The 20,837-nt window shown below is 66.6% G+C and carries 25 protein-coding genes and 2 tRNA genes; 11 read left to right on the plus strand and 16 right to left on the minus strand.

From position 1 onward, the window contains the following. Window positions 1-11 precede the first annotated feature (11 nt). The 3 genes from EV645_RS28210 to EV645_RS28220 are packed head-to-tail and all read right to left on the minus strand — an operon-like array spanning window position 12 to window position 2,811. Window positions 12-1,127 (minus strand): hypothetical protein, encoded by a 1,116-nt coding sequence (locus tag EV645_RS28210; RefSeq protein ID WP_130447029.1) that lies wholly within the window; start codon window positions 1,125-1,127, stop codon window positions 12-14. Further along, a complete protein-coding gene (locus EV645_RS28215) occupies window positions 1,127-1,996 on the minus strand; it encodes an exodeoxyribonuclease III (protein WP_130447030.1) in 870 nt (289 codons plus the stop codon). The genes EV645_RS28210 and EV645_RS28215 overlap by 1 nt, the downstream gene beginning before the upstream one ends. A 32-nt stretch (window positions 1,997-2,028) precedes the next feature. Then, on the minus strand, window positions 2,029-2,811 hold the full coding sequence (locus EV645_RS28220; protein ID WP_130447031.1) for a uracil-DNA glycosylase family protein: 783 nt from the start codon (window positions 2,809-2,811) through the stop codon (window positions 2,029-2,031). 120 nt (window positions 2,812-2,931) lie between these two features. Here EV645_RS28220 and EV645_RS28225 point away from each other — a divergent pair, with 120 nt between their 5' ends. From EV645_RS28225 to EV645_RS41955, 7 genes are all read left to right on the plus strand, one after another. Further along, window positions 2,932-4,440: an amidohydrolase family protein gene (locus EV645_RS28225; protein WP_242000739.1), complete on the plus strand. Its 1,509-nt coding sequence runs from the start codon at window positions 2,932-2,934 to the stop codon at window positions 4,438-4,440. Window positions 4,441-4,487: 47 nt separating this feature from the next. Further along, window positions 4,488-4,817: an ArsR/SmtB family transcription factor gene (locus EV645_RS28230; protein WP_130447033.1), complete on the plus strand. Its 330-nt coding sequence runs from the start codon at window positions 4,488-4,490 to the stop codon at window positions 4,815-4,817. Then, window positions 4,804-5,310, plus strand: coding sequence for an SRPBCC family protein (locus EV645_RS28235; RefSeq protein ID WP_130447034.1), 507 nt, complete (start codon window positions 4,804-4,806; stop codon window positions 5,308-5,310). Before EV645_RS28230 ends, EV645_RS28235 begins: the two co-directional genes overlap by 14 nt. Window positions 5,311-5,408: 98 nt before the next feature. Next, window positions 5,409-6,293 carry a sigma-70 family RNA polymerase sigma factor gene (locus EV645_RS28240; protein WP_130447035.1) on the plus strand — a complete coding sequence of 295 codons (885 nt, stop codon included), beginning with the start codon at window positions 5,409-5,411 and terminating at the stop codon, window positions 6,291-6,293. Window positions 6,294-6,335: 42 nt separating this feature from the next. Beyond that, a complete protein-coding gene (locus EV645_RS28245) occupies window positions 6,336-6,875 on the plus strand; it encodes a hypothetical protein (protein ID WP_130447036.1) in 540 nt (179 codons plus the stop codon). Between the two features lie 93 nt (window positions 6,876-6,968). Next, window positions 6,969-7,041 (plus strand) — tRNA-Asn (locus EV645_RS28250). 291 nt (window positions 7,042-7,332) lie between these two features. Beyond that, complete coding sequence (locus tag EV645_RS41955) at window positions 7,333-7,506, plus strand: hypothetical protein (RefSeq protein WP_157997170.1); 174 nt, start codon at window positions 7,333-7,335, stop codon at window positions 7,504-7,506. 87 nt (window positions 7,507-7,593) lie between these two features. On the opposite strand, the gene EV645_RS28255 is transcribed toward EV645_RS41955, so the two are convergent. From EV645_RS28255 to EV645_RS28305, 11 genes are all read right to left on the minus strand, one after another. After that, the gene (locus tag EV645_RS28255; protein WP_130447037.1) at window positions 7,594-8,040 is read right to left on the minus strand and encodes a hypothetical protein; all 447 of its coding nucleotides are present in this window, start codon (window positions 8,038-8,040) and stop codon (window positions 7,594-7,596) included. Further along, a complete protein-coding gene (locus EV645_RS28260; RefSeq protein WP_130447038.1) occupies window positions 8,037-10,688 on the minus strand; it encodes a lytic transglycosylase domain-containing protein in 2,652 nt (883 codons plus the stop codon). Before EV645_RS28260 ends, EV645_RS28255 begins: the two co-directional genes overlap by 4 nt. Further along, entirely contained in the window at window positions 10,681-10,950 is a 270-nt protein-coding gene (locus tag EV645_RS28265; RefSeq protein WP_130447039.1) for a hypothetical protein, read from the minus strand. Before EV645_RS28265 ends, EV645_RS28260 begins: the two co-directional genes overlap by 8 nt. Next, the gene (locus EV645_RS28270) at window positions 10,950-12,194 is read right to left on the minus strand and encodes a phage major capsid protein (protein WP_130447040.1); all 1,245 of its coding nucleotides are present in this window, start codon (window positions 12,192-12,194) and stop codon (window positions 10,950-10,952) included. The genes EV645_RS28265 and EV645_RS28270 overlap by 1 nt, the downstream gene beginning before the upstream one ends. 9 nt (window positions 12,195-12,203) lie before the next feature. Next, on the minus strand, window positions 12,204-12,623 hold the full coding sequence (locus EV645_RS28275) for a radical SAM protein (RefSeq protein ID WP_130447041.1): 420 nt from the start codon (window positions 12,621-12,623) through the stop codon (window positions 12,204-12,206). 261 nt (window positions 12,624-12,884) lie between these two features. After that, entirely contained in the window at window positions 12,885-13,163 is a 279-nt protein-coding gene (locus tag EV645_RS28280; RefSeq protein ID WP_130447042.1) for a hypothetical protein, read from the minus strand. Beyond that, entirely contained in the window at window positions 13,160-13,504 is a 345-nt protein-coding gene (locus EV645_RS28285; protein WP_130447043.1) for a hypothetical protein, read from the minus strand. The genes EV645_RS28280 and EV645_RS28285 overlap by 4 nt, the downstream gene beginning before the upstream one ends. Window positions 13,505-13,610: 106 nt before the next feature. Beyond that, window positions 13,611-13,796, minus strand: a complete 186-nt coding sequence (locus tag EV645_RS28290; protein WP_130447044.1) for a hypothetical protein — start codon at window positions 13,794-13,796, stop codon at window positions 13,611-13,613. Window positions 13,797-14,006: 210 nt separating this feature from the next. Then, window positions 14,007-15,113, minus strand: a complete 1,107-nt coding sequence (locus tag EV645_RS28295; protein WP_130447045.1) for an AAA family ATPase — start codon at window positions 15,111-15,113, stop codon at window positions 14,007-14,009. A 272-nt stretch (window positions 15,114-15,385) separates the two neighbouring features. Then, complete coding sequence (locus EV645_RS28300) at window positions 15,386-15,598, minus strand: helix-turn-helix transcriptional regulator (protein WP_130447046.1); 213 nt, start codon at window positions 15,596-15,598, stop codon at window positions 15,386-15,388. A 93-nt stretch (window positions 15,599-15,691) separates the two neighbouring features. Further along, a complete protein-coding gene (locus tag EV645_RS28305; protein ID WP_198681892.1) occupies window positions 15,692-16,801 on the minus strand; it encodes a tyrosine-type recombinase/integrase in 1,110 nt (369 codons plus the stop codon). 279 nt (window positions 16,802-17,080) lie between these two features. Between EV645_RS28305 and EV645_RS28310 the strand changes: the two genes are divergently transcribed. Further along, window positions 17,081-17,683: a DUF4232 domain-containing protein gene (locus tag EV645_RS28310; protein WP_130447048.1), complete on the plus strand. Its 603-nt coding sequence runs from the start codon at window positions 17,081-17,083 to the stop codon at window positions 17,681-17,683. A gap of 95 nt (window positions 17,684-17,778) precedes the next feature. Then, window positions 17,779-18,441 carry a hypothetical protein gene (locus EV645_RS28315; protein WP_130447049.1) on the plus strand — a complete coding sequence of 221 codons (663 nt, stop codon included), beginning with the start codon at window positions 17,779-17,781 and terminating at the stop codon, window positions 18,439-18,441. 81 nt (window positions 18,442-18,522) lie between these two features. Here EV645_RS28315 and EV645_RS42365 read toward each other — a convergent pair whose 3' ends face one another. Then, a complete protein-coding gene (locus EV645_RS42365) occupies window positions 18,523-18,660 on the minus strand; it encodes a hypothetical protein (protein ID WP_198681893.1) in 138 nt (45 codons plus the stop codon). A gap of 128 nt (window positions 18,661-18,788) precedes the next feature. On the opposite strand from EV645_RS42365, the gene EV645_RS28320 reads away from it, so the two are divergent. Both EV645_RS28320 and EV645_RS28325 read left to right on the plus strand, forming a co-directional pair. After that, window positions 18,789-18,862: transfer RNA gene (locus EV645_RS28320), tRNA-Ile, on the plus strand. Window positions 18,863-18,975: 113 nt separating this feature from the next. Continuing rightward, the gene (locus EV645_RS28325; protein ID WP_130447050.1) at window positions 18,976-20,202 is read left to right on the plus strand and encodes an IS481 family transposase; all 1,227 of its coding nucleotides are present in this window, start codon (window positions 18,976-18,978) and stop codon (window positions 20,200-20,202) included. A 195-nt stretch (window positions 20,203-20,397) separates the two neighbouring features. On the opposite strand, the gene EV645_RS42910 is transcribed toward EV645_RS28325, so the two are convergent. Beyond that, complete coding sequence (locus EV645_RS42910) at window positions 20,398-20,562, minus strand: hypothetical protein (protein WP_242000712.1); 165 nt, start codon at window positions 20,560-20,562, stop codon at window positions 20,398-20,400. Window positions 20,563-20,837 lie beyond the last annotated feature (275 nt).

Genomic DNA, 20,837 nt, shown 5'->3' on the forward strand with positions numbered 1-20,837 from the left:
CAGCTAAGAGGTCAGCTGAGTGTGGTCTGCCAGAGCGTGGTGCCGGCGATCAGGTAGAGCTTGTGATCCGGCATCAGTACGTCGTCGGTCACCTGGCCGGCCGGACCTTGTGAGTCCTGGACGGTCCAGTGACTGTCCTGGTAGGTGAGCACTTTTACCTTGTTGTCCTGGGCAACGATCTGGATGATCTTGCCGCCGTCGACGACCGGCGGCGGCAGTTTGTCCTTGTCGCCGACCGGGACGGATGGCACGCCTTGGAGACGCTTCGCCGTACCGGATGCGTCGAGCTGCCAGAGCGCGAGCTGACCGTCGACGTACCCGGAGATCACACAGTCCTTGGCGCAGGTCGCGGTGTTCACCTGGCTACGGTTGCCCGGCTCAGGCAGGACGATCCGGGACCAGCCCTGGTTGAGCTTGGTCGATCGCCAGACGGCTGCCTCCTGGGCGACCACGTTGGGCGCTAGGCGCACCTGCGAGCCGAAGAGGACGATGCTCTCGCCGAGCGTCGTACCGAAGCCGGGGCCGACCAGGAGGTTCGGAGTACTCTGCAGCGCCGTCTTCGTCGGATCCTGCCGGGTCCAGTTCTTGCCCTGGGGCAGCCAGACCATGGCGTCGTTCCCGGTCTCCACGCCGCCCCACGAGCCGAGCAGCGCGCGACCGCTCGGCGTGATGACTGCGCTGTAGAGGTCGCCCGCGGTCTGGCCGCCGAACGTGAAGAAGTCCTGTGGCTGTTCGATGAGTCCGGTTTGGGGTGTGCCGGACCAGACCGTCCAGCGGGTGTTGGAGTGCGCGCCGCCGGCCGCGCCGCCGAGCGCGAGGAGCTGCTTCCCGTCGTACGCGATCGAGTACCAGATGGCTTCGGCCGCGTACGGGCTGGCCGGGTTGGGTTTGACGGTGATCGGCGTGCGCTTGCCGGTGCTGTCCTGGAGCAGGAGCTCCGGGACGACCTTGGCGCCGCGATGACGCAGGCCGATCAGCAGTTGGTCGTCGTGGGCGGTGAGCGTGACAGGCTCTGCCGGGGTGTCGACCTTCGTCCACGCGACCGGGCTCGGCGCGGGCGGTTTGTCGTCACTGCAGGCGGTGAGGGTCGCGAGTACGAGGATCGCGACTGCAGCGAGGCGGCGCATCAGCGGCTCTGGGGAAGCTTGGTCGTCTTCTTCCGGCCGGTCCGCGGCGCGGACGGCGGTGGCACGACCGGACCGATATCGCCGTCCGGCGCGGTGTCGAGATCGATGATCACCGGGGCATGGTCGCTCGGCCCGGTGCCCTTGCGAGCCTTGCGATCGATCCACGCGGCCTTGACCCGCTCCGCCACCGGATCGGTCGCGAGCATCAGGTCGATCCGCATGCCGAGATCCTGATGGAACATGCCGGCGCGGTAGTCCCAGTAGCTGAAGATGCGGTCGCTCGGCCAGCGGTCGCGGACGACGTCGTGCAGGTCCTTCGCGGCCATCAGCTCCGCCAGCGCCTGCCGCTCGGGTGGAGTCACATGCGTCTGACCGACGTACGCCGCCGGGTCGAAAACGTCGGCGTCGGTCGGCGCGATGTTCATGTCACCGCAGACGATCTGGTCGGCCGGACCGTTCGCGATGACCTCGGTCAGGGCAGCGAGCCAGGCCAGCTTGTAGTGGTAGTGATCGGAGTCCGGGACGCGCCCGTTCGGCACGTACAGCGAGTGGATCCGGATGCCGCCACAGGTTGCGGCAACGGCCCGCGCCTCAGGATTCGGGAAGCCGGGCGCGCCGGCGACACCCGTGACGACGTCCTCGAGCCCCACCTTCGACAGGAGCGCGACGCCGTTCCACTGCGGTTCGCCGTACAGACCGATCTGGTAACCGCGATCGGTCAGCTCGGCGCCGAGCAGGGCGTTGAAGGCGTCGTCCGCGAGCTTGGTCTCCTGCAGGCACACGACGTCCGGCTGCCGCTCGTCGAGCCAGTCGAGCAACCGCGGCATCCGCTGCTTGACCGAGTTCACATTCCACGTCGCCACTCGCATCCGACCAAGGTAGCGGCAGCAGGGGACAACTTTCAGTCCAGTTTGGGTGCGCGCCAGACAAGCGTGTTCAGAACGTCGGTGTCCGGGCGTTCGACACTGTTGTTATGACGTGGTTTGTCGTGCCGTCCCCAGGCGTCGTTGCCGAGCCACGGCGGCACACCGAAGGGCAGGTCGCGCGGCGGAACGGCCGCGTAGTCGGTCTCCAGGAACTTCGGGCCGTAGTTGGCGCCGGTGTTGTCGCCATCGGGGTCCGGCGTCACGATCGTGCGCAGTTCGGTGATCGCCGCGCGCCAGCCGTCGACAAGTGCCTTCGCGTTGCGACTGGACGGGTGCGGCACCTCGAAGACCGGTACGTCGGGTTTGTCGGTCCACAGGTGTACGGCCGACCTGGCCTGGACGCCGAACGCCACGATCGCCTGCAACTGCGGGCCGGTGATCAACTGGAGCAGAGTGTTGCGCCAGGTCAGCTGATCGGGTCTGGAGAGCAACGGCGCGGCCTGCTGCGCGCGGGACGGTATCAGCGCGTAGGAGTATGCGTTGACGAGTGTGTAGCTGACGGTCAGGCCGAGCTTCGTCAGGAAGCCCTGCACGCGCTGCCCGGCGTCACCCACGAGCGTGCGGCCGGCGATCCGTTCCGTCGGTCCGGGATCGGACGCGACGGCGAGCAACCGGCCCGAGCCGTCGAGCCGGCCGCGGTAGAACACCGGGCCCCAGTCGTACCAGAACAACTCCTGGACGTCGGCATAACTCGGGACGTTCGCGAAGTGCTGCGCCACCGTGTCCGGCGGGCCGGGATCGAAATCGAGCATCGCCATACTTCTGCCCCCCAAATCTCCCCTGAGACGATCCGTGACCTTACGCTCAAGATCAGGGGCGGCAGGGGGAATTCTACGGGAGGGCAAGCCATGTTTGTACTGCGTGGAACCGTGGTGACAATGCGACCGGACGGACAGATTCTTCCCGGTGGCGCGGTGTATGTCGGCGATGACGGACTGATTGCGGCGGTCACTCCCATCGACGCGATACCGGCCGGTTTCGAGAACGCAGTACAACTCGCCGCCGGCGGGCTGATCTATCCCGGGCTGATCGATCTACACAATCACTTGATGTACAACAGCCTGCCGTTGTGGACCGAGCCGGCGCGGAAGAAGCCGTGGACCTCGCACAACCAGTGGGGCGGCGCGCCGACGTACAGCGCCCAGATCAGCCAGCCGGCCCGATTGCTCGGCGCGGCCGCGGGGCGAGCCCTGCTCAGGTACGTCGAGACGCGGGCGATCATCGGCGGTACGACGTCGATCCAGGGCAACCCGCGCGGCGCCGTGCCGCCGGACAACGACCTGATCCGGAACATCGACTCGGAGAAACTCGGCACCCACGACGATTTCATCCGGGTCAGCACACTTGTTGCCGACAGCAAGGAAGCACTGGCGCCGTACGCCGCGGCGGTCGCAGCCGGGCGTGGATTCATCGCGCATTCGGCGGAGGGGTCGGATCCGAAACTGCGGTCCGAGTTCCAGTTGCTGGAAGCCGTCGACGTCGTGAAACCACAACTCGTGGCGATTCACGGCGGCGCATTGAACGCCGATGATTTCGCCGCGATGCGGGCCGGGAATTCCACGCTGGTGTGGTCGCCGTTCTCGAACCTGTGGTTGTACGGGGCAACGGCGGATGTGAGAACCGCGCACGCCGCCGGGGTGCGGTTGTGCCTCGGATCGGACTGGGGTCCGTCGGGGACGCGGAATGTGTTGTGGGAGTTGAAGGTCGCTGACCTGTGGAACAAGACCCAGTCGGTCTTCACGGACGAGGAACTTGTCCGGATGCTGACCTCGAACCCCGGCGACGCGCTGTCCGGGGTGTGGCCGCGGCCGCTGGGTCGACTGGAACGCGGCGCGCTGGCTGACTTGATCGTCGTCCGCCGCTCGGACCCCGATTTCTACCGCTCGCTGATCGTCGCTCGCGAAGCAGACATCCGCCTGGTCGTCGTGGGCGGGCGGGCTCGGTACGGCGTACCGTCGCTGATGAATCCGCTGGCTCCTGCCGCCACCCGGATCAAGACGGGCAAACTCTCACGCTTCATCGACTACGGCGATTCGTCGGTCACCTTCTCCACGGTCCTCGCCGACCTCGAGAAGGTTCGCCAGGACCCGGCCGGCGCCGCCGCCCGGGCCGCGACCACCTTCGCCGCCCTCGCGGCCGACGCTCCTGAGGCCTTCTCCCCCAACGCAACCGCTGCCCTGCCCGCTGACACCTTCGTTCTCCTGCCCGATATGCCCGCCCCTGAGCTCGAGGATCAATTCCGTCGGCGCGGTCCGGCCGGCGCCACACCTGCGGCGGTCGTCGTCCCTCCGCCCGAACCGCTGGTCACCGGAGCGGCCTGGTTCGACGCGGTCGATGCCAACCCGTTCCACCAGGGCCTCCTCAGCGGGCTTCGCGCGTACGCCTGAGATATATCACTTGAACTCTATATATGCCTTCTGTAATATTTCTCGGCATGGACGTGTTCGAGGCGATCGCGGAGCCGAGCCGCCGGGAAGTGCTCGATCTGCTGGCGGAGCGCGAGCGACCCGCCGGTGAGCTGGTCGAGCATCTGCACCGGCTGACCCAGCCGGCCGTCTCCCGGCATCTGCGGATCCTGCGCGAGGTCGGGCTGGTCGACGTACGGCCGGAGGGTCAGAAGCGCATCTATGCGCTGCGCGCCGACCGGCTGATGGAGATCGAGAACTGGATCAGCCGGTACCGCAAGTACTGGCCGCGGCACCTCGACGCCCTCGAGCAGCATCTGGCCGACAACCCCGAGGAGCCCCCGCATGACCGCACCTGACCGCCTGGGCGAGCTCGCCATCGACGGCGACCGCACCACGATGACCTTCCGCCGCCACCTCCCCTACCCGATCGAGCGCGTGTGGGCGGCGCTCACCGATCCGCTCGAACGCCAGGCCTGGTTCGGCGAGACCGTGATCGACGGGCGCACCGGCGGCACCATCGAGATGATCCCGACCGATCCCCCGGCGGCGCCGGACGCGAAGCGGCTGACCGGCCGGATCCTGGTCTGGGAGCCGCCATACGTGCTCGAGCACGAATGGCATCAGCGCATCGTCGAGGACAGCGTCGTTCGCTATGAGCTGCGCCCTTCTGGCGACGGGACATTGCTGACCTTCACGCACACCGGCCTGTCCGAGCAGAACGCCCGCGGCTTCATCCCGGGCACGCACGCCTTCTTCGACCGGCTCGAGGCCTGGCTCGACGACGCCGAGCTCCCCTCCTGGTCCGATCGGTACGCCGAGGTCGCGCCGTCCTACCCAGCCTGGAACTGACTTTTCGTAGTTATCCACATACTTGAAGTCACCGCGTTCTGGCCGGCCGAATCGCGGCACTCTCTTGGGTAAGGAGATTCGGCGGCGAGAGGGACGGGATGGCAGATCTGGACTGTGATCCGGCGGACGTGACCGCGCTGGTGGCGTACCTGCGCGACATCGGGCAGCACGAACTACTGACCTTGGAGGAGGTGAGCGAGCACTCGCACTGGATCGAGGCCGGACTGCTGGCGGCGGAGCAGCTGAACGGCGATCCGGGGCGGCCTGACTCGGGCGAGCTCGTGCAGGTGGTCGCGCTCGGGCGGCTCTCGTGGCACCGGATGATCGAGGGCAACCTGCGGTTGGTTGTCTCGCTGGCCCGGAGGTACGCCGGGAAGGGCATCTCGCTGCTCGATCTGATCCAGGAGGGCAACATCGGGCTGATGCGAGCGGTCGAGCGGTTCGATCATCGGCTCGGGCACCGGTTCTCGACGTACGCGATCTGGTGGATCCGCCAGTCGATCGGACGCGCGATCTCGGACCGCTCGCGGCTGGTCCGGATGCCGGCCCAGGCGTATGCCGACGCGTCCCGGGTGGCGACGAGCCGCAACGACCTGACGCAGCAACTGGGCCGCGAGCCGACCAATCCCGAGCTGGCCCACGCGGCCGGCCTCACCGTCGCGCGGGTCGAGCGCGCCCAGGCGTGGCGGATCCAACCCGAGAGCCTGGACCTCGACGAGTCCGATTCGGTGATCGACGACGATCCGATCGTTCTGCGTGCCGCCCTCCGCCGTGACCTCGCTCACCACCTCCAATTCCTCGATGACCTGCACCAGTCCGTCCTGCTGCATCGCTACGGCTTGCAGGGCCGGATCCCTTGTACTCCTGAAGAAACCGCCACCCGCCTCGACCTGACCACCGAACGAGTTCGCACCTTGGAACGCGAAGCCCTCCGCCACCTGCGCCGCCGAGCCCTCCCTCAGCTCCGCGACTACGTCGCCTGACCCTCGATCCACCGACTTTGCTCAGACTGGGATGATGAACATGTGAGACTTCTCCGCACTGCCTGGCCGCGTGAGCTGGCTGACGCCGTCTCGGCGGCCGCCCGCGAAGCGACCGGGAGCAAGGAAGACATCCTGGCCGCCGTGCAGCTGACCAACGGCCGCTGGGCCGCCGGCACGCGGACAGCCGTCTACCTGCCGTCGGACTCCACGGACGCCGATCACCGGGTCGGCTGGGAGCAGATCGAGCGCGCCAACTGGGACTCCGAAGCATCGGTGCTGCACATCTACGAGACGACCGATTTCGGTACGCCGCTGCGCGCGACCGAGCTCAAGGTCGAGGACCCCGGACGCTTCGGCCAGCTCCTGCGTGAACGTGTCGACGCGAGCATCATCGTCCAGCGCCACGTTCCGCTGGCCGGCAAACGCGGCGTACGCATCGTCGGCCGCCGGAATCCGGCTGTCACCGATACCCCGGTCACCTGGAACTTCGTTCTGGACAAGGGATTGGAGCCCGACCAGCCGGGGGTAGTGGACGCCGCGGAGGCCGCGCTCCGGCAGGTCCGCGACGAGTTCGGAATCTGACCCCGCAGGGAGCCGAATCCCGTTTTTGTAGTTCGCTTCCCGCCTGCTAACCTACTCAGGTCCTCAGGGTTTCGGGGTCACGCACTACCACGATCCCGCGTAGCTCAATTGGCAGAGCAGCCGGCTGTTAACCGGCAGGTTACTGGTTCGAGTCCAGTCGCGGGAGCAACGTTTACGCAGGTCACGGGCCACTTCCACCGGGAGTGGCCTTCTTCGTGCCACCGGCGTGCCACTAGGTGCCTGTCCGCCGGCTGGACACGGGTCGTCTCGCCCACCACGCCTCATCAAGGCTCACCAGGTAGCACCAGGTCACATCAGGTACCGCCCACAAGTCGCACGTTGCGCCGTGCCGGCTCGCGGGCGCATGCTCGATGAGTACCCACCTACAAGGCGGGACCGGCCGGAGCAGGCACTCCAGACCGGTCCCTAGATCGGCACCTGACTGGAGGCCCCGACCATGACTGGATCTTACGATTACGAGAACGCCACCGAGGCGGAACGCGCCGCGTACGATCGCGGCACGGAGGACGCGCTCAACCCGGCTGGCATGGATCTGTCGGACGTGTTGTTGCTGCTCGCCGTCTGCCAGGATGCACTGGCCCGCAACCTGCGCGAGCTCCGGCACAGCTAGACGTACAGCGACGGTCCGAGGATTCCCTAGTATCCTCGGACCGTCGCTTGTTCCCCGGCGTGGCAACGGCAGTAAGCACGCGGGAGTCTACTTTCCGACGATGCGCCTCGCGGTGCGATTCATGGCCCGTTCGAGCTCTCGACGTACTGCCGGTGCACTCTTCTGCAGCGGGCGGTCGAACCATCCCCGAGCCTTCGCGATCGCCTCGAACCGCCACGGCCGGTGCCCGTAGGTGGGATGGTTCACGAAGCCTTTGTTGAGCAAGGCAAGCTGACTGATGCCTCGGGCAATGATCCGGACCCGCAGCGGCGTGATCTTCGCGACCTCGATGTGCGAGCTCGCGACCACCTCGGCCAGTCCGCCGCGCTTCGGCAGATGCTCTAGTGCGGACTCGCGCACGTCCAGGTCCAGGTGCTTCGTGGCCTTATCCAAACCGGTGGCGAGCTCGCGCTGTAGACCGCCGTTGGCCATAGCACGGAGCCGCGCAGCGAGCAGTTTCACCTCGCCGTTGTCGGAGATCCTGATATCCGTCATCGTCGTCCGGGCCGTCGTCCAGACCGGGCGAACACCGCGTGAACGTCGTTCGAGTGCGTCCACACCCGCTTGCGGATCTCCGAGATGATCTGGTCGACAGTCCGGGAGTCCAGCACGGTCCCGTTCACGTTGATGTTGACCTCCTGGCTACGACGGCCCATCGAGGCGAGTTGGCTTTGGTTGAACACCGCCTCCGGCTTGCGGGTTTCGTTGTACGCGGTCTGACCAGGCATCAGCCAACCGCCATTCTTGTAGCCACCGGGCCTGTTCCAGCCGGCAGGCCCCGAGCCGTACCGCGCGACGGTGTACTTGATAGCCGCGTAGATGTTCGCGAACGGGTCGTAGATCCCGCGACCCCGGTACGGACCGGCGTACGCCGCGAACGTCCCAGGCACTGTCTGCATGAGCCCTTGGCTCGGCATACCGCGCTTGGCGTTGGAGTCCCAGAGGTTGATGGCACGCGGATTTCCGCCGGATTCCTGGTTCATCCGCCGCAGCAGTGATCCGATCCACGAGGCCGGCTCATGCGCCGCTGCCAACGCGGCCAGGGCGACTCCGCGCCACCGCTCAACCCCTGCGCCGGCACCCGCCGCACTGCTGACGGCCGGCGCGAAACCAGCCCCGAGCACCTTGCGCAGCTGTGCCTGATCCTTGAACACACCGGTGCCATGGATGTTGACCGCTCCGCCGGCAGCCATTCCGGGAACGACCATCGCCGTACCGGAGTTCACCGAGCTCATGGCCTTCTGACCGTACTTCTGTGCGGACGCGGCCTTGACGACGTACTCATTGTTGCTCAGGGCAAACACGCCGGCGCGGTCACTGGTGCCCGAGCCCGGACCGCTGACCGGACCACCTCCGGCGAGCCCACCGACGCGGCTAGGCGTCCTGGTGTTGAGGGTGAAGTTGGTGCCGTTCATCGTGTACGTGATCGGAACATTTTTGCCGTGCATCGCGTTGATCTGGCGCTGCGTCAGCAGCACCTGATCGGCGAGCCGCTTCGCCGCAGCCTTGGACAGGCCCATCTTTTCGGCCATGCCGATGAACTGCGCACGGGACGCCTGCGCGGCCTGTGAGGCAGCAGCGGTGCCACGGCCGGCGCGCAGCATCCCTGCCGTCACGTCGTTCGCGGACTGCGCAAGGTTGTTGAGCGCGGTCTTGTTGGCCCGACCCTTCGCGGTATTGAGATCCAGGTTTTTGCCGTTGTCCCGCACCGACTGTGTCGCGTCGGCAATCGACTGCCGGTAGGTGATCTCGCTACCGGACAGCCCGAGGGCCAGATTCTGCATCCGGAACATGGTGGAGATGAGTTGATCGGTGGCGCTGGTCTGCCGGTTGATCTTGTCCGTCAGCGTCTCGGCCGGCTTCACTGCCTTACTGGTCGCATTGGCCTGCGCGGCGGTAGCGATCGCAGCGCTGTTGCCGGTGTGAGTCAATGCATGGAACGTGTCGGAGAGGCCCTGGAACGGATTGATGGCTTTCCGCGCGGTCTGCCAGACGTCACCGATCAGCGAGTTACTGTGTCCGAGCGCAAGATCCATCGCGCTGGTGCCACCGGTGAGACGAGAGACCCCACCGTTGAAGTCGTTGAGGCTGGCGATCGCCCCGAGCAGGCTACCGCTCAGCGAACCGACTCCGCGCGTCAGGTCGGCGAGGCCCTGCGGGTTTTGCTTCACCGAGTTGGCCAACCGGACCATGCCGTCGGACATGTTGCCGAGGGCATCTTGCATCGCCGGCCCGGTCGCACGCAGAACAGCTGCGAACGCATCGGCCATCGGCTTGACCGCGGGTGCGAGCTTTTCGAACGCCCTGCCCAACTGGTCAGCGAACACAGCAACGGCCGGCGCGAGATCGGCGAACGAGGCTTTGAGCTCCGGCTTGAACCTGCCAAAGGTGCGCGAGGCAACGTTCGCCAGCGAGACCAACGTGCTCTCGAACGGTCTGGACAGGATGGTCATATCCGCGCCCATCCCGGACAGCGTCGTCTTCCAGGCGTCGCGGACCCGCTGAGCCTTCGAGGCGAACACGATCGCGAGACCGGCGAGCCCGGCACCGAAGCCGGCCACGACAGCGCCACCGGCGATAGCGCCCGCCTCCGGGAGTACCGAGGCAGCGACGGCACTGAAGGCGACCACGAGGGCAGGACCGAGCCCCGGCGTTCGCAATGCGCCAAGGAAGCCGGAACCGAAGACACTGCCACCGAACTTTCCGGCGTCGTGCAGATCCTTGCCTCCGGCACCGGTGATCCACTGGTGGAATCCGGAGATGTAGTTTTTCGCGGAGCTCTGGCCATCGGGAGTGGCGGCCCGCTCGATGGCGCGTGCCACGTCGCCAGTAGCCCGCGCTGCATCACGTCGAGCCTTCGCCAGCTGGGATTCCGCGCGGAGGATCTGACTGGTTTTCGCGGTCGACTTGCTGCGGATCTCGCTGAGATTGGCTTCGGCAATCCCGACCCGGTCGAGAGCATCGGCTTCCCGATCCCGAACTCGGGACAACTTCTCGCTGACACCGGCGTACTCGCGCGCAGACCGCGCAGCGTCGACCATCTTGCGGTTGACGCCTTCGAGCCGGTTAGCGAGTCGGCTGAACCCGGACTCAGCGCCCCGGTCATGAACGTCGATATTGAAGTCGAGCCGCTCATTAGCCATCGGAGACCGGCCCCCAGTCGCGGACGTCGCTCGCCTTCGTGACCCGCACGGCACGCTTGCGCGGAGCACGAGCGTTGGCGGGTTCGGCGTAGCCGGCGGCAACGAGCTTCGCGGCCTCGTGGTGCGGCAACTCGACCTCACCACCCACCGGCGGCCAGTAGACCCCGTTGTGCGCACCGGTGAGCGTGACGAGCATGCGCACCACCAGCACCCCACCGAGGTCAGCCGGCGGGGTGCTGGTGGCCTTCGTTGCCCTAGGCATTAGGTCGCGTTCGCGAACGTCTTGATCGCGTTGGAGTCGATCAGCGCGCCATCGATGCGGATGACGCAGCGGAACGCAACCATGTCGGTCTGGAACTTGAAGTCATCCGACCGCTCGAAACGAATGCCCTCGGCGATCCGAACGAAGTACCGGCTGAAGTCGCCGTACGCGATCGATTCGGCGAGGTTCGCCATGGCCGGCATGAACGGGTCCACGACGAACGGCGCACCGAGGAAGCTGTTGCCGTCGGCACCGACCACCGGCTGACCGGTGGTGTCCTTCAGCTTGCGGATCACGGCCCGGCTGGCGTTGCGCATCAGCCATGCCCGGTTCTCCGCAGCCGCGTACGGCTCGGCAAGGGATGCATCGAGGTTGTAGAGGATGTCGGTGCCCATGCCGGCGGTGCCCTGCGTACCGAGGGTCGTACCGGTGCCGGTGATGCCCGAGACACCCGGGGTCGCGGTGGTGAGCACACCGGTGGGCTGGCCGGTGCCGGTGCCGTTGACCAGGTCGTTGCCGTACGCAAGAGCCAGCGACTCCCCGGCCTGTCGCGCCAGGAACCCGAGCAAGTCCACGTTGCCGTCGTTGGCAAGCTCGTGGCTGACCTCGAAGTACGTCGCGTACTTGTACGCCTTCAGCGTGACCACGGCCAGCGTCGGATCGCTCGCGGTGATGGTCGCACCCTCACCGAACAGCGCGGCAGTGGAGAACGCCGTGGACTTCGGAACCTGCAAGTCGTTGCCGTTGTCGGTGTTGATCAGCGTCGCGCCGGCCTTCAGGACGGCCGAAGATTCGACCATGTGCTGAACGATCCGGTCATAGACCGAGACCGGCAACGCCTGCGTCGCGGTGGACTTGAGCGTGGAGCGCTGCTCGATGCCCGGCTGGTAGTAGCTACGCCCAGAGACGGGAATGTCGATCGGCTCGGCGTACTTGGAAGTGATCATGGACCGGAACGCCTTGTCCAGGTCGGCGTCGTCGCCGGACCGGGGAGCGTTGCGGTCGAGCGGCCGGCCGGCGAGGTTGCCGAAGGCATCCTCCTTGGCCTGGTCGCGCTGTTCCTGGCCCTGCAACTGCTGGATACGGGCGTCGTAGGCGTCCAGGTCGGCGTTGAGCCGCTGCCAGGTCGCCTCTTCCTGCTCGTTGAAACTGCGGTTCTCGGTGGCGACAGTGTTGGCGAGTGCGTTCGCCTCGGTCCAGACGAGCTCTCGCCGGGCGCGCAAATCCTTGATGATCTGAGACATGACGGCCCCTTAGGAGGTCGGGTAAGTGAGGCCGACCTGCGCACCGTTGTCGAACTCAGCCGTGATCTGACTGGCCTCGCCAACGCCGCCGTCGAGCATGTTGTAAGTCATCAGCAGGCCCTGCATGAGAGCCGCCGGATTGGTCGCCGAACGAGCGCCAGACGTGGCGCGTACCTCGATCGGGACCGGGGTGCTGGAGCCGATGAGCGGCTGCAACGTCGCGTGAACCTTGCCCGAGGCAAAGTCCTGGAAGAAGGTGATGGTGATCTTGGCGTCGCCAAGACCCTTGGTGACGGCCTTGGAGGTGGCACCGAACGCGGTGATGTCGATCGCGTCGCGGTTGTCCTCGACGGTCACCTTGTTGCCGTGATCGGACAGGGTGACGCTGTTCACCGAAATGAAGGCGTCGGTGAGCGTGAAGATTGCCATGGGCAATGGCTCCCGTTTACGGGAGCGAGCGCGCCGCCGGAGCGAGATGGTTAGAGACGGACAGACAGCGCGTCGCTCAGATTCCGAAGGAAACGGGAGTCCGGCGTCAACCGCGCCTCAGCGCCTAGGCCGGCGAGTTTCGCCCTGCCGGCGGTCGTCCTCAACTTCCACGTGATACACGTCGCGGTGGTTGCCACCTGCCGCGAATTGCCCCGATCGGCCGATCGGCGTGCCTACTTGCTATCCACAACTACCTACATGCTACGACGTCGGTCCGACAAACCCCTCCTCGTCATCGTCGCCGCCGAGGAGCTCGGCCACCGGGATGCCAACGTTGGCGATCTCGCGGCCCTGCGCCACCCTTTCGTCGCGGACCTGGCACGCGAGCAGGAGGAGTACCTGGTCTGAATCTGCCACCGGAGTGCCTTCGGTGTGATTGCGCCAGTCGGTCAGGGTCAGGATCGCCAACTGGAGACTTCGGTCGTCGTACTGCCGGAACCGCGCCAGGCAGGCAGCCTGCCAGTCGCCCTCGCTGATCACGACTGCCGCCGGGCAGCAGGGTCGACCGCGCTGCGAGAACCGCCGTAGCCGGGACGCTTGGCCGCGATGACCGACCCGGACACCGACGTCAGGTGGTCCGGATTGACGCACTGCCGGCCGCCGGTGCAGATCTGCGTCGCGCTGTAGCCCGGAGGGATGAACTTGCCGGCGATCTCGATCAGCGCGAACCGGCGAGCGCTCACGAGCCGGCCGTCGTTGTTGCGGAGCCGGCCGTACCCATTCGTGTCGAGCGAGCACGCCCACAGCCAACACTTCGTCTTCTTGTCGACCTCGTACGACTCGTGGAACCGTGTCGTCGCATCGGCGTACTTTCTGGCCATTATTGCCTCCTGCAACTAGTTACGCTGAGTTGCGTGTGATCTCTGAGGAATCGAGCGGGACAGGTAGCTGTCACGGTGCGTTCCTGACAAAAAACGGGTCCTGTAATTACTCGGTGTCATGGTCACTGGTCACCCTCCTCGGTCCGGACAGGCGCAGCGATCCCGATCCGGACCATTGATCCGACCCGTTCGGCCCCTGCTCGTACCGAGCGAGCCACTCGTTCCAGGGCATCCACCTCCGGGTCGTGGGGTCCTCGGTGGGGTGGTTGCCATCGATCAGGGTGTTGCTCATCTCTTGCCTCCTGTTGGTTGGTTCGAGTTGCGAGTCGCGAGTCCCATTTCCACGCCCCCCTAAAGGGGGGGGCGCGTGGGACTCAACATGGCCCGGGTGGGACTCACGTGAGACTCGGTGCGACTCGTGAGCGTGGAAGGTGCGACTCGCGTGGGACTGGAAAGTTGTTGGCGAGTCTCATTCCCAGTCGCAGCAACGATTTACCAGGACTCATGCGAACCCTCCGGCACCGGTGGCGAGGTAGTACTTGTACCGGCTCCGACTGCCTTCGCGGCGAACCTTGCCGGCGTCAACCAACTTCCCAACCTGCCGGTAGAAGGTCGACTTCGTCGTGTCGGGAACTTCGAGCTCCCTGACCAGGTCCGGCCCGCTGGCACCGAGGTCGCCGTACGCGGCCAGCACGGCGAGGACCTTGTCTGCCACCGGGACACTCGCCGTGTCCGCGAACGTCTCCTCGACGATGCAGGAGCCGCGTGAGGGCTTGCGCCGCAGATACAGGATCTTGCCGGCGGCACCTTCCTTGACCTTCTTCCGGAGCAGGGTGAACATCTCCGAGCCCTTGCTGACCTCGGTGGCGAGCAGTACCTCGTCGGCGTTGCCTTCGAACTGGTAGCCGCCACGGGTCCGGTCCGTGTTGTTCCAGCCGGGGTGATGCACGAACAACGCCGTACCGTTGATCGCGGTCGCGAGGTTGGTGAAGTAGCGCATGATCAGCGGAGCGTCGTTGGTCTCATGCGCGTCCGGAGCGAGGCTGGACAGCGTGTCCAGCACCACGAAGCCGGCTCCGAACTCGACGGCCTCGGCCTGGATCGCGTGCCAGGTCGCGGCCTTCTTCAGCGAGTCGGGCTGCACGATGAACTTGAGGTCGCCATCGGAGACGGGATCGCCTTTGTTCCAGGCGAGCTCCCATGCGGTGACCCGGTCATCGAACCCGTAAGCGCCTTCACCGAGCACGTACAGCACCTTGGTGCGGCGGACCGCACGTCCGAGCCACACATTGCCGGTGGCAACCGACAGGGCGAACGCCAACGCGAGGAACGTCTTGCCGACGCCCCAGCTACCAACCAGCACCACGGCGGCCGGCGTCGAGAGCACGCCTTCGATGAGCGGTTCGATCTTCGGCAGCTTGGCGAGCTCGGACCGCCGCAGTACGGTCCCGAGTGCGGGGTCGGTGCCGGTGGCAACCTTGGCCGCGGGCTCGGCGACCTCGGTGGCTCTCTGGGACCAGTCGGCCGTCAGGCTAGCCGAAACGGCCGCGAGGGCGTCGCCGGTGAGGGTGATGGGGACTCCGAGGGCAGCGGAGGCTTTCGCCGTCATCTCGGCTTTCCGTTGGCGGTACAAGTCGCCCTTTCCCACCCTCTCGTAGTGGGCTTCGAACGGGTCGTTGGGCTCAAGTACACTTGAGGTGGGTACAGCGAGTGGAGTGGTCGCCCCGTGGCCGGGGCGACCCTCATGGTCAGTGGGCACGGCAGTGTTCCCTTTCGGGGGTTAATCGCGGCGAGGCACCCTGACCCGTATTACCCCGCCGCGAGAGTGTGTGTGTTGGTCGGACCAACTAGTTGTGCATCACTCGTCCCGATCCGGCTTGTTCACCGGAGGTTCCCCACGGTCGGGATCGCGTGCGACATGGCGAGCGCATCGCCGGCCTTGACCCGGATCACTCGCGGGCCGATCCTCTCCGCCGGAAGCTTGTTGGCGGAGATCCAGTTCCTGACGGTCTGCTCCGTGACGCCGTACCACGCGGCGATCTGCTTGAGCGTCACCAGCTTTTCAGGATCGATGTTCCTATCCGTACTTTCCATACCTGAATTCTCGATGGCAACATCGACAATTGTCCAAATGTGCCTAATGCGCGGCAATTAACCTCAGAGACAATTGGACCCTCATCAACTGTTTCAGTTGCCGGCGGCAAGCTCGCTCAGCCGGCGGGCGATGACCAGGTCGCGTTCCTCGCTCGCGTGCTGGTAGCGCATCGCCATTTCGGCCGTGGTGTGTCCGAGCCGCGCCATGAGCTCGGCCACTGTCGCACCGGACTGAGCGGCCAGGACGGCACCGGTGTGGCGCAGCGCATGCGGGCTGAGATCGTCCCTGCCGGCTTTGTGCTTGGCCTGGTTGAACTGCCACAGCAGGGAGCTATGAGGCAGTTGTGCGCCGGTACGTGGACCCCAGAACAGCAGCCCCTCGGAACCGATCTGTGTATGGTCGCGCAGGTGCGCGCGGATCGCGGGGATCAGGTGCGGCGGGATCGCGACGGTGCGCTTACCGGCGGCGGTCTTCGGGTCGGTGACGTGGCGCTCGCCATCGGTGGTGCGGATGACGCCACGCCTGATCCGGACCACACCGGCCTTGAGGTCGAGATCCTTGCGCCGGAGCTCGGTGCACTCACCGAACCGCAGCGCGCACCAGGCGGACAACGGCACCAGCAACCGCATCCGCGCCGGCATCGCCTTCGTGATCGCGGTGAGCTCGTCCAGGGTCGCCGGCCGAATGTCGCGCGAGCGCTTCGCCTTGGACGCTCCGCGGATGCGACAGGGGTTCGCCTCGATCACCTCGTCCTCGACGGCGGTCGCCATGATTGCCTTCAGCAACGCATAGGCGTGCGCCTTCGCGGTCGGGCCGGTGGCGAGGCCGGAGTGCCAGGTGCGGACCTTCGCCGGCGTGACCTCGGTGAGCGGACCGAAGGCCGGCGCGATGTACTCGTCCAGCAGCCACCGGTAATGGTCGCGGGTCCGGGGCGCGAGCTCGCGGCCGGCGATCCACGCGGCGGCGTACTCGGTCACTCCTGCGACCTCAGCCGGCTGCGGCTTCACCGGTGGCGTATAGGTGCCCCGGGCAACGTCGGTCCGTACGGCGGCCAGGTACGCGGTCGCGTCGGTCTTGGTGTCGAACGTCGACGGCGCGGTGTGCTTGCTGCCATCGGGCATGGTCCAGCGGGCCTGCCAGCGTCCGGACGGCAGCCGGCGCGCGCTCCCGAAGTTCGACCTCGACCTAGTGGCACGGCCCATTTCGCTCATCTCCCTGACCAGTCGCGGAAGCCCGCACCCCCAAGCGTGCCACAACGTGCCACTAGCTGTTCGTACTCGTTGGTACTTATGCAATGGCGGGTTATATGTCCTCTCCGGCATACTGCCAGGTCGTGCGGAGGAAACCGCAGGTCAGGACGCACTGCCGGAGACTGGCCCGCGCCTTTTTCGAGTCCAGTCGCGGGAGCAACAAACCAGCCGGTCTCCTCTTCACAGGAGCCCGGCTTTTTCGTTGCCTGTGGGCGCAGGTAGGTTCGACGAATGCATCGTCGTGCCCGGGTGGGGCTCCTCGCCGGACTGCTACTCCTCACCGCTTGCGGCACCCAGAGTGCAGCAGTGACGACCGGCAGCAAGCCGTCCCTCACGCAGTTGACCCCCCGGCCATTAGGACCGACCCCGTTCACCACCGTTCACCCCGATCCGACGCCCGCACCGCCGCGGCCCACATGCCCGGCCTCCGGCGCCTCGATCACCGTCGGACCGGTCGACGCGGCCCTCGGCCACCGCGCCGTGGTCGTGAAGCTGACCAACTGCCGCTCCACACCGATCACCGTCGACGGGTACCCCGACATCGCGGTGCTGGACGCCGACCGCCGAGCGATGAACCTGACGATGACCCGCGGTACGTCGTACATGGCGATCGACCCCGGTCCGAAGAAACTGGTCCTCCGCAAAGGTGAAACAGCCCTCGCTGCCATCTCCTGGTCCAACACGGTCGAAGCCGGCGAGGACAAGGCATCCGGCACCTACCTGGCCGTTGCGCGAGGCAAGGGTGAGCACGCGGTCGTCTGGCCGGTGGACACCGACCTGGGCACGACCGCCAAAGTCACGCTGACCGCGTGGTGCCGGACGCTCCCGACCTGAATCAAGGGTTTGATACTGGCCTAGACCATCCCTTTGCCGGTACGTTCCTCTCCGGATCCCGAGGGGGCCTCGGGGATGGAGGGGAAGGAAACCCTGTGAACGTCAAGAAGTTCCTGAACACCAAGAGCGGACGGCTGCTGGTCGCGGCCGTGCTCGGGGCCGGCGTGCTGGTCGGTGTCACGGTTGCCGCGAACGGCGCCGTGAAGCCCGACTGCAAGAGCCTCTCGTACCCGCTCTGCCCGCGCTCGGTCGCTGCTTCGCAGGTCGTGGACAACAGCCTGCCCGCGAGCAAGATCGTGCCGGCCGACCGGAACGCGTTCCTGAAGGACACCGACGTCTACGGCAAGTCCGGTGTCGCGAAGGACTTCGATCCGGTGGCGATCGCGAAGATCGGCGGGTCGTTCAAGACCAACAAGACCAAGGTGGGCGAGTTCACCCTGCAGCCGGGCACCTGGCTGCTGAACTCGACCGCTTTCTTCGCCCGCACCACCGCGGGCGCGCCGGGCACGCGGCCGCAGCTCGCGCTCCGGGTCGGCGCCTCCGACACGGCGTTCGGCACCGACTACGGCACCATCCTCGGCGCCGAGATCTCGCCCGCGAAGGACCGCGAGCTCACCGGCGCGACCGTGAAGATCGTGACGGTATCCAAGGCGACCACCGTCGAGGTGTTCGCCTTCGGCTACAACGACGACGGCAGCGCAGCCGGCGCCGGCGAGATCACCGCATCCGCGTCGGTCGCCGCCGTACGCGTCGGCTGACCGTCATCGCGTGAGCAAACGAGGCCCTGACCGCACCCAGCGGTCGGGGCCTCCGCACGTCTCCGGGGCCGTCGCTCCCGCCTACTTGCCCTTCTTCCGATCGATCGCCCGCTGAATCCGATCCTGCGGCTGCCCGAGGATCTTCGCCAGCAGCGGCACGCGATACTTGTACGCCGCGATCGCGCCTACCACGATCACCAGAAAAATGAACCAGCCCATGGGAGTTCCTCTCATTCGGACCTGCCCCCATCATGCCCGCTCACCGGTCACCAGCCCTCCGTCGAACCCCTGACCCCACCCTGGTTTCACACCCCACCCCCACCAACCCGATACGATCACCCGCACACGGGGCGGTAGCTCAGCTGGTTAGAGCAGGGGACTCATAATCCCTGGGTCACGGGTTCGAGTCCCGTCCGCCCTACCCCAGAAATGTATGGCCTCGGCTGAGGGACGACAGATCGTCCTCGGTTGAGGCTTTACACGTTTTCGGCTGATGCTTGACGGTTGCTTCGGTTGATCCTTGACACTCCCGGTATGCGGGAGATGAGTGTGGCTGAGCAGCGGTATCAGGCCGTGCTGGCGGTGGTCAGCGGCGGCGAGACGGTGAAGGACACGGCGGCGCGGTTCGGGGTGTCGCGGCAGACCCTGCACGCCTGGTTGGCCAAGTACGAGGCGGGCGGGATCGAGAATCTCGGCGATGGGTCGCATCGGCCGCGGTCGTGCCCGCATCAGATGCCGGCCGTGGTCGAGGTCGCGGTGGCCGAGCTGCGGCGGGCGCATCCGGCCTGGGGGCCGCGACGGTTGGTGCATGAGCTGGGACGGGACGGGCTGGTGCCGGTGGCGTTGGTGCCGTCGGAATCGGCGGTGTATCGGGCGCTGGTCCGGTTGTCGTTGATCGATCCCGGGGCGCGGCGGCCGCGGGACCGCAAGTGGCGCCGGTGGGAACGCGGCCGGCCGATGGAGCTGTGGCAGATGGATGTAGTCGGCGGGTTCGTCCTGGCCGACGGACGCACGGCGAAGGCGTTGACCGGGATCGACGACCACTCCCGGTACTGCGTCAGCGCCTATCTGATGCTGCGCGAGTCGGCCCAGCGAGTCTGCGACGGGCTGGCCTTGGCGATGCGGACCTACGGTGTCCCGGAGGAGATCCTGACCGACAACGGCAAGGTGTTCACCGGCCGGTTCAACCAGCCACCCGTGGAGGTGTTGTTCGACCGGATCTGCCGCGAGAACGGGATCACCCACCGGCTCACCCAGCCCCGCTCACCGACCACCACGACCGGCAAAGTGGAACGGTTCCACCGGGCACTGCGCGCCGAGTTCCGCACCGATCGGGTCTTCGCCGACCTCGAGGCAGCACAGGCCGAGTTGGACGCCTGGGTGACCGAGTACAACTATCGCCGGCCGCATCAGGCGATCGGCATGGCGACGCCGGCCGACCGGTTCCTGCAAGCCGTGCCGGCGCCGGTCACCCCGCTGCGCCGGGCAGAGGTCTCCCGCCCCGACCCCGGCCGCGGTGACGGCTACTGGGTCGCGCGGCGAGCCAGCCGGGCCGGCGTGGTGTGCGTGAGCTGGCAGCAGGTCTGCCTCGGCATCGCCGCGGCCGGCCGCAACATCGACGTCTGGGTCACCGACACCGTCCTGCAGTTCTTCGACGGCGACCAACTCCTCCGCACCCAGACCCGCGACGAGGCAGGCGAGGTCCGTAAGAAGAAATCATCCGTACCCGGCGGCCAACGCCGCCGTAAACTCCAGAACTGAGTGTCAAGGATCAACCGAACCAGATCCGTCACCCATCAACCGAAGGTGCTCAGTCGCGATCCCCAAGCGGTGGGAGTGGCGTGTTCGTCGCCGGCTCTCTGACCCGGGCGATGCTGGTCGACCGGTTCACGCCGGAGGCCACGCAAATCGCCGCACGTCTGTTCGAGTCGCTCCTCCCGACCGGAGACCGCCCGGTCAGGGCAGGTGACGGTCGATCCGTCGCAGCAGCCGCCCAACGACCGGCAGTTCGTGCCACGCTCGGGCGATCACCCACCCCCGCACATCCGGCACCACCGACCGTGCACCCGCAGCGCGGAACGGCCGCAACTCGTCCTCGCGCTCGGCCGCGCGGCGCTGCAAATACCCCGCACACCCCACGCAGACCCCGACTCCGGGCGCGCTCCCAGCCGCACCAAATCACGATCCTCGAACTCGCGACCGCAACACCAACACGCCGGCGCCGATGGCTGAAACGTCTCGTCCGCAACCGTCATACCGCCATCACCAGTCCAACCCCACACCAACCAACATCGCGACGTCCTCCAGGAACTGCGCCACTTCGCCGACAAACGCGGCCACCGACTGCAGACATCGCCTGTTCATCAGGCCAAACGTGACATCACCCCCCCAAAGTG

The organism is Kribbella rubisoli (assembly GCF_004217145.1).
GTDB classification, from domain to species: Bacteria; Actinomycetota; Actinomycetes; order Propionibacteriales; family Kribbellaceae; genus Kribbella; species Kribbella rubisoli.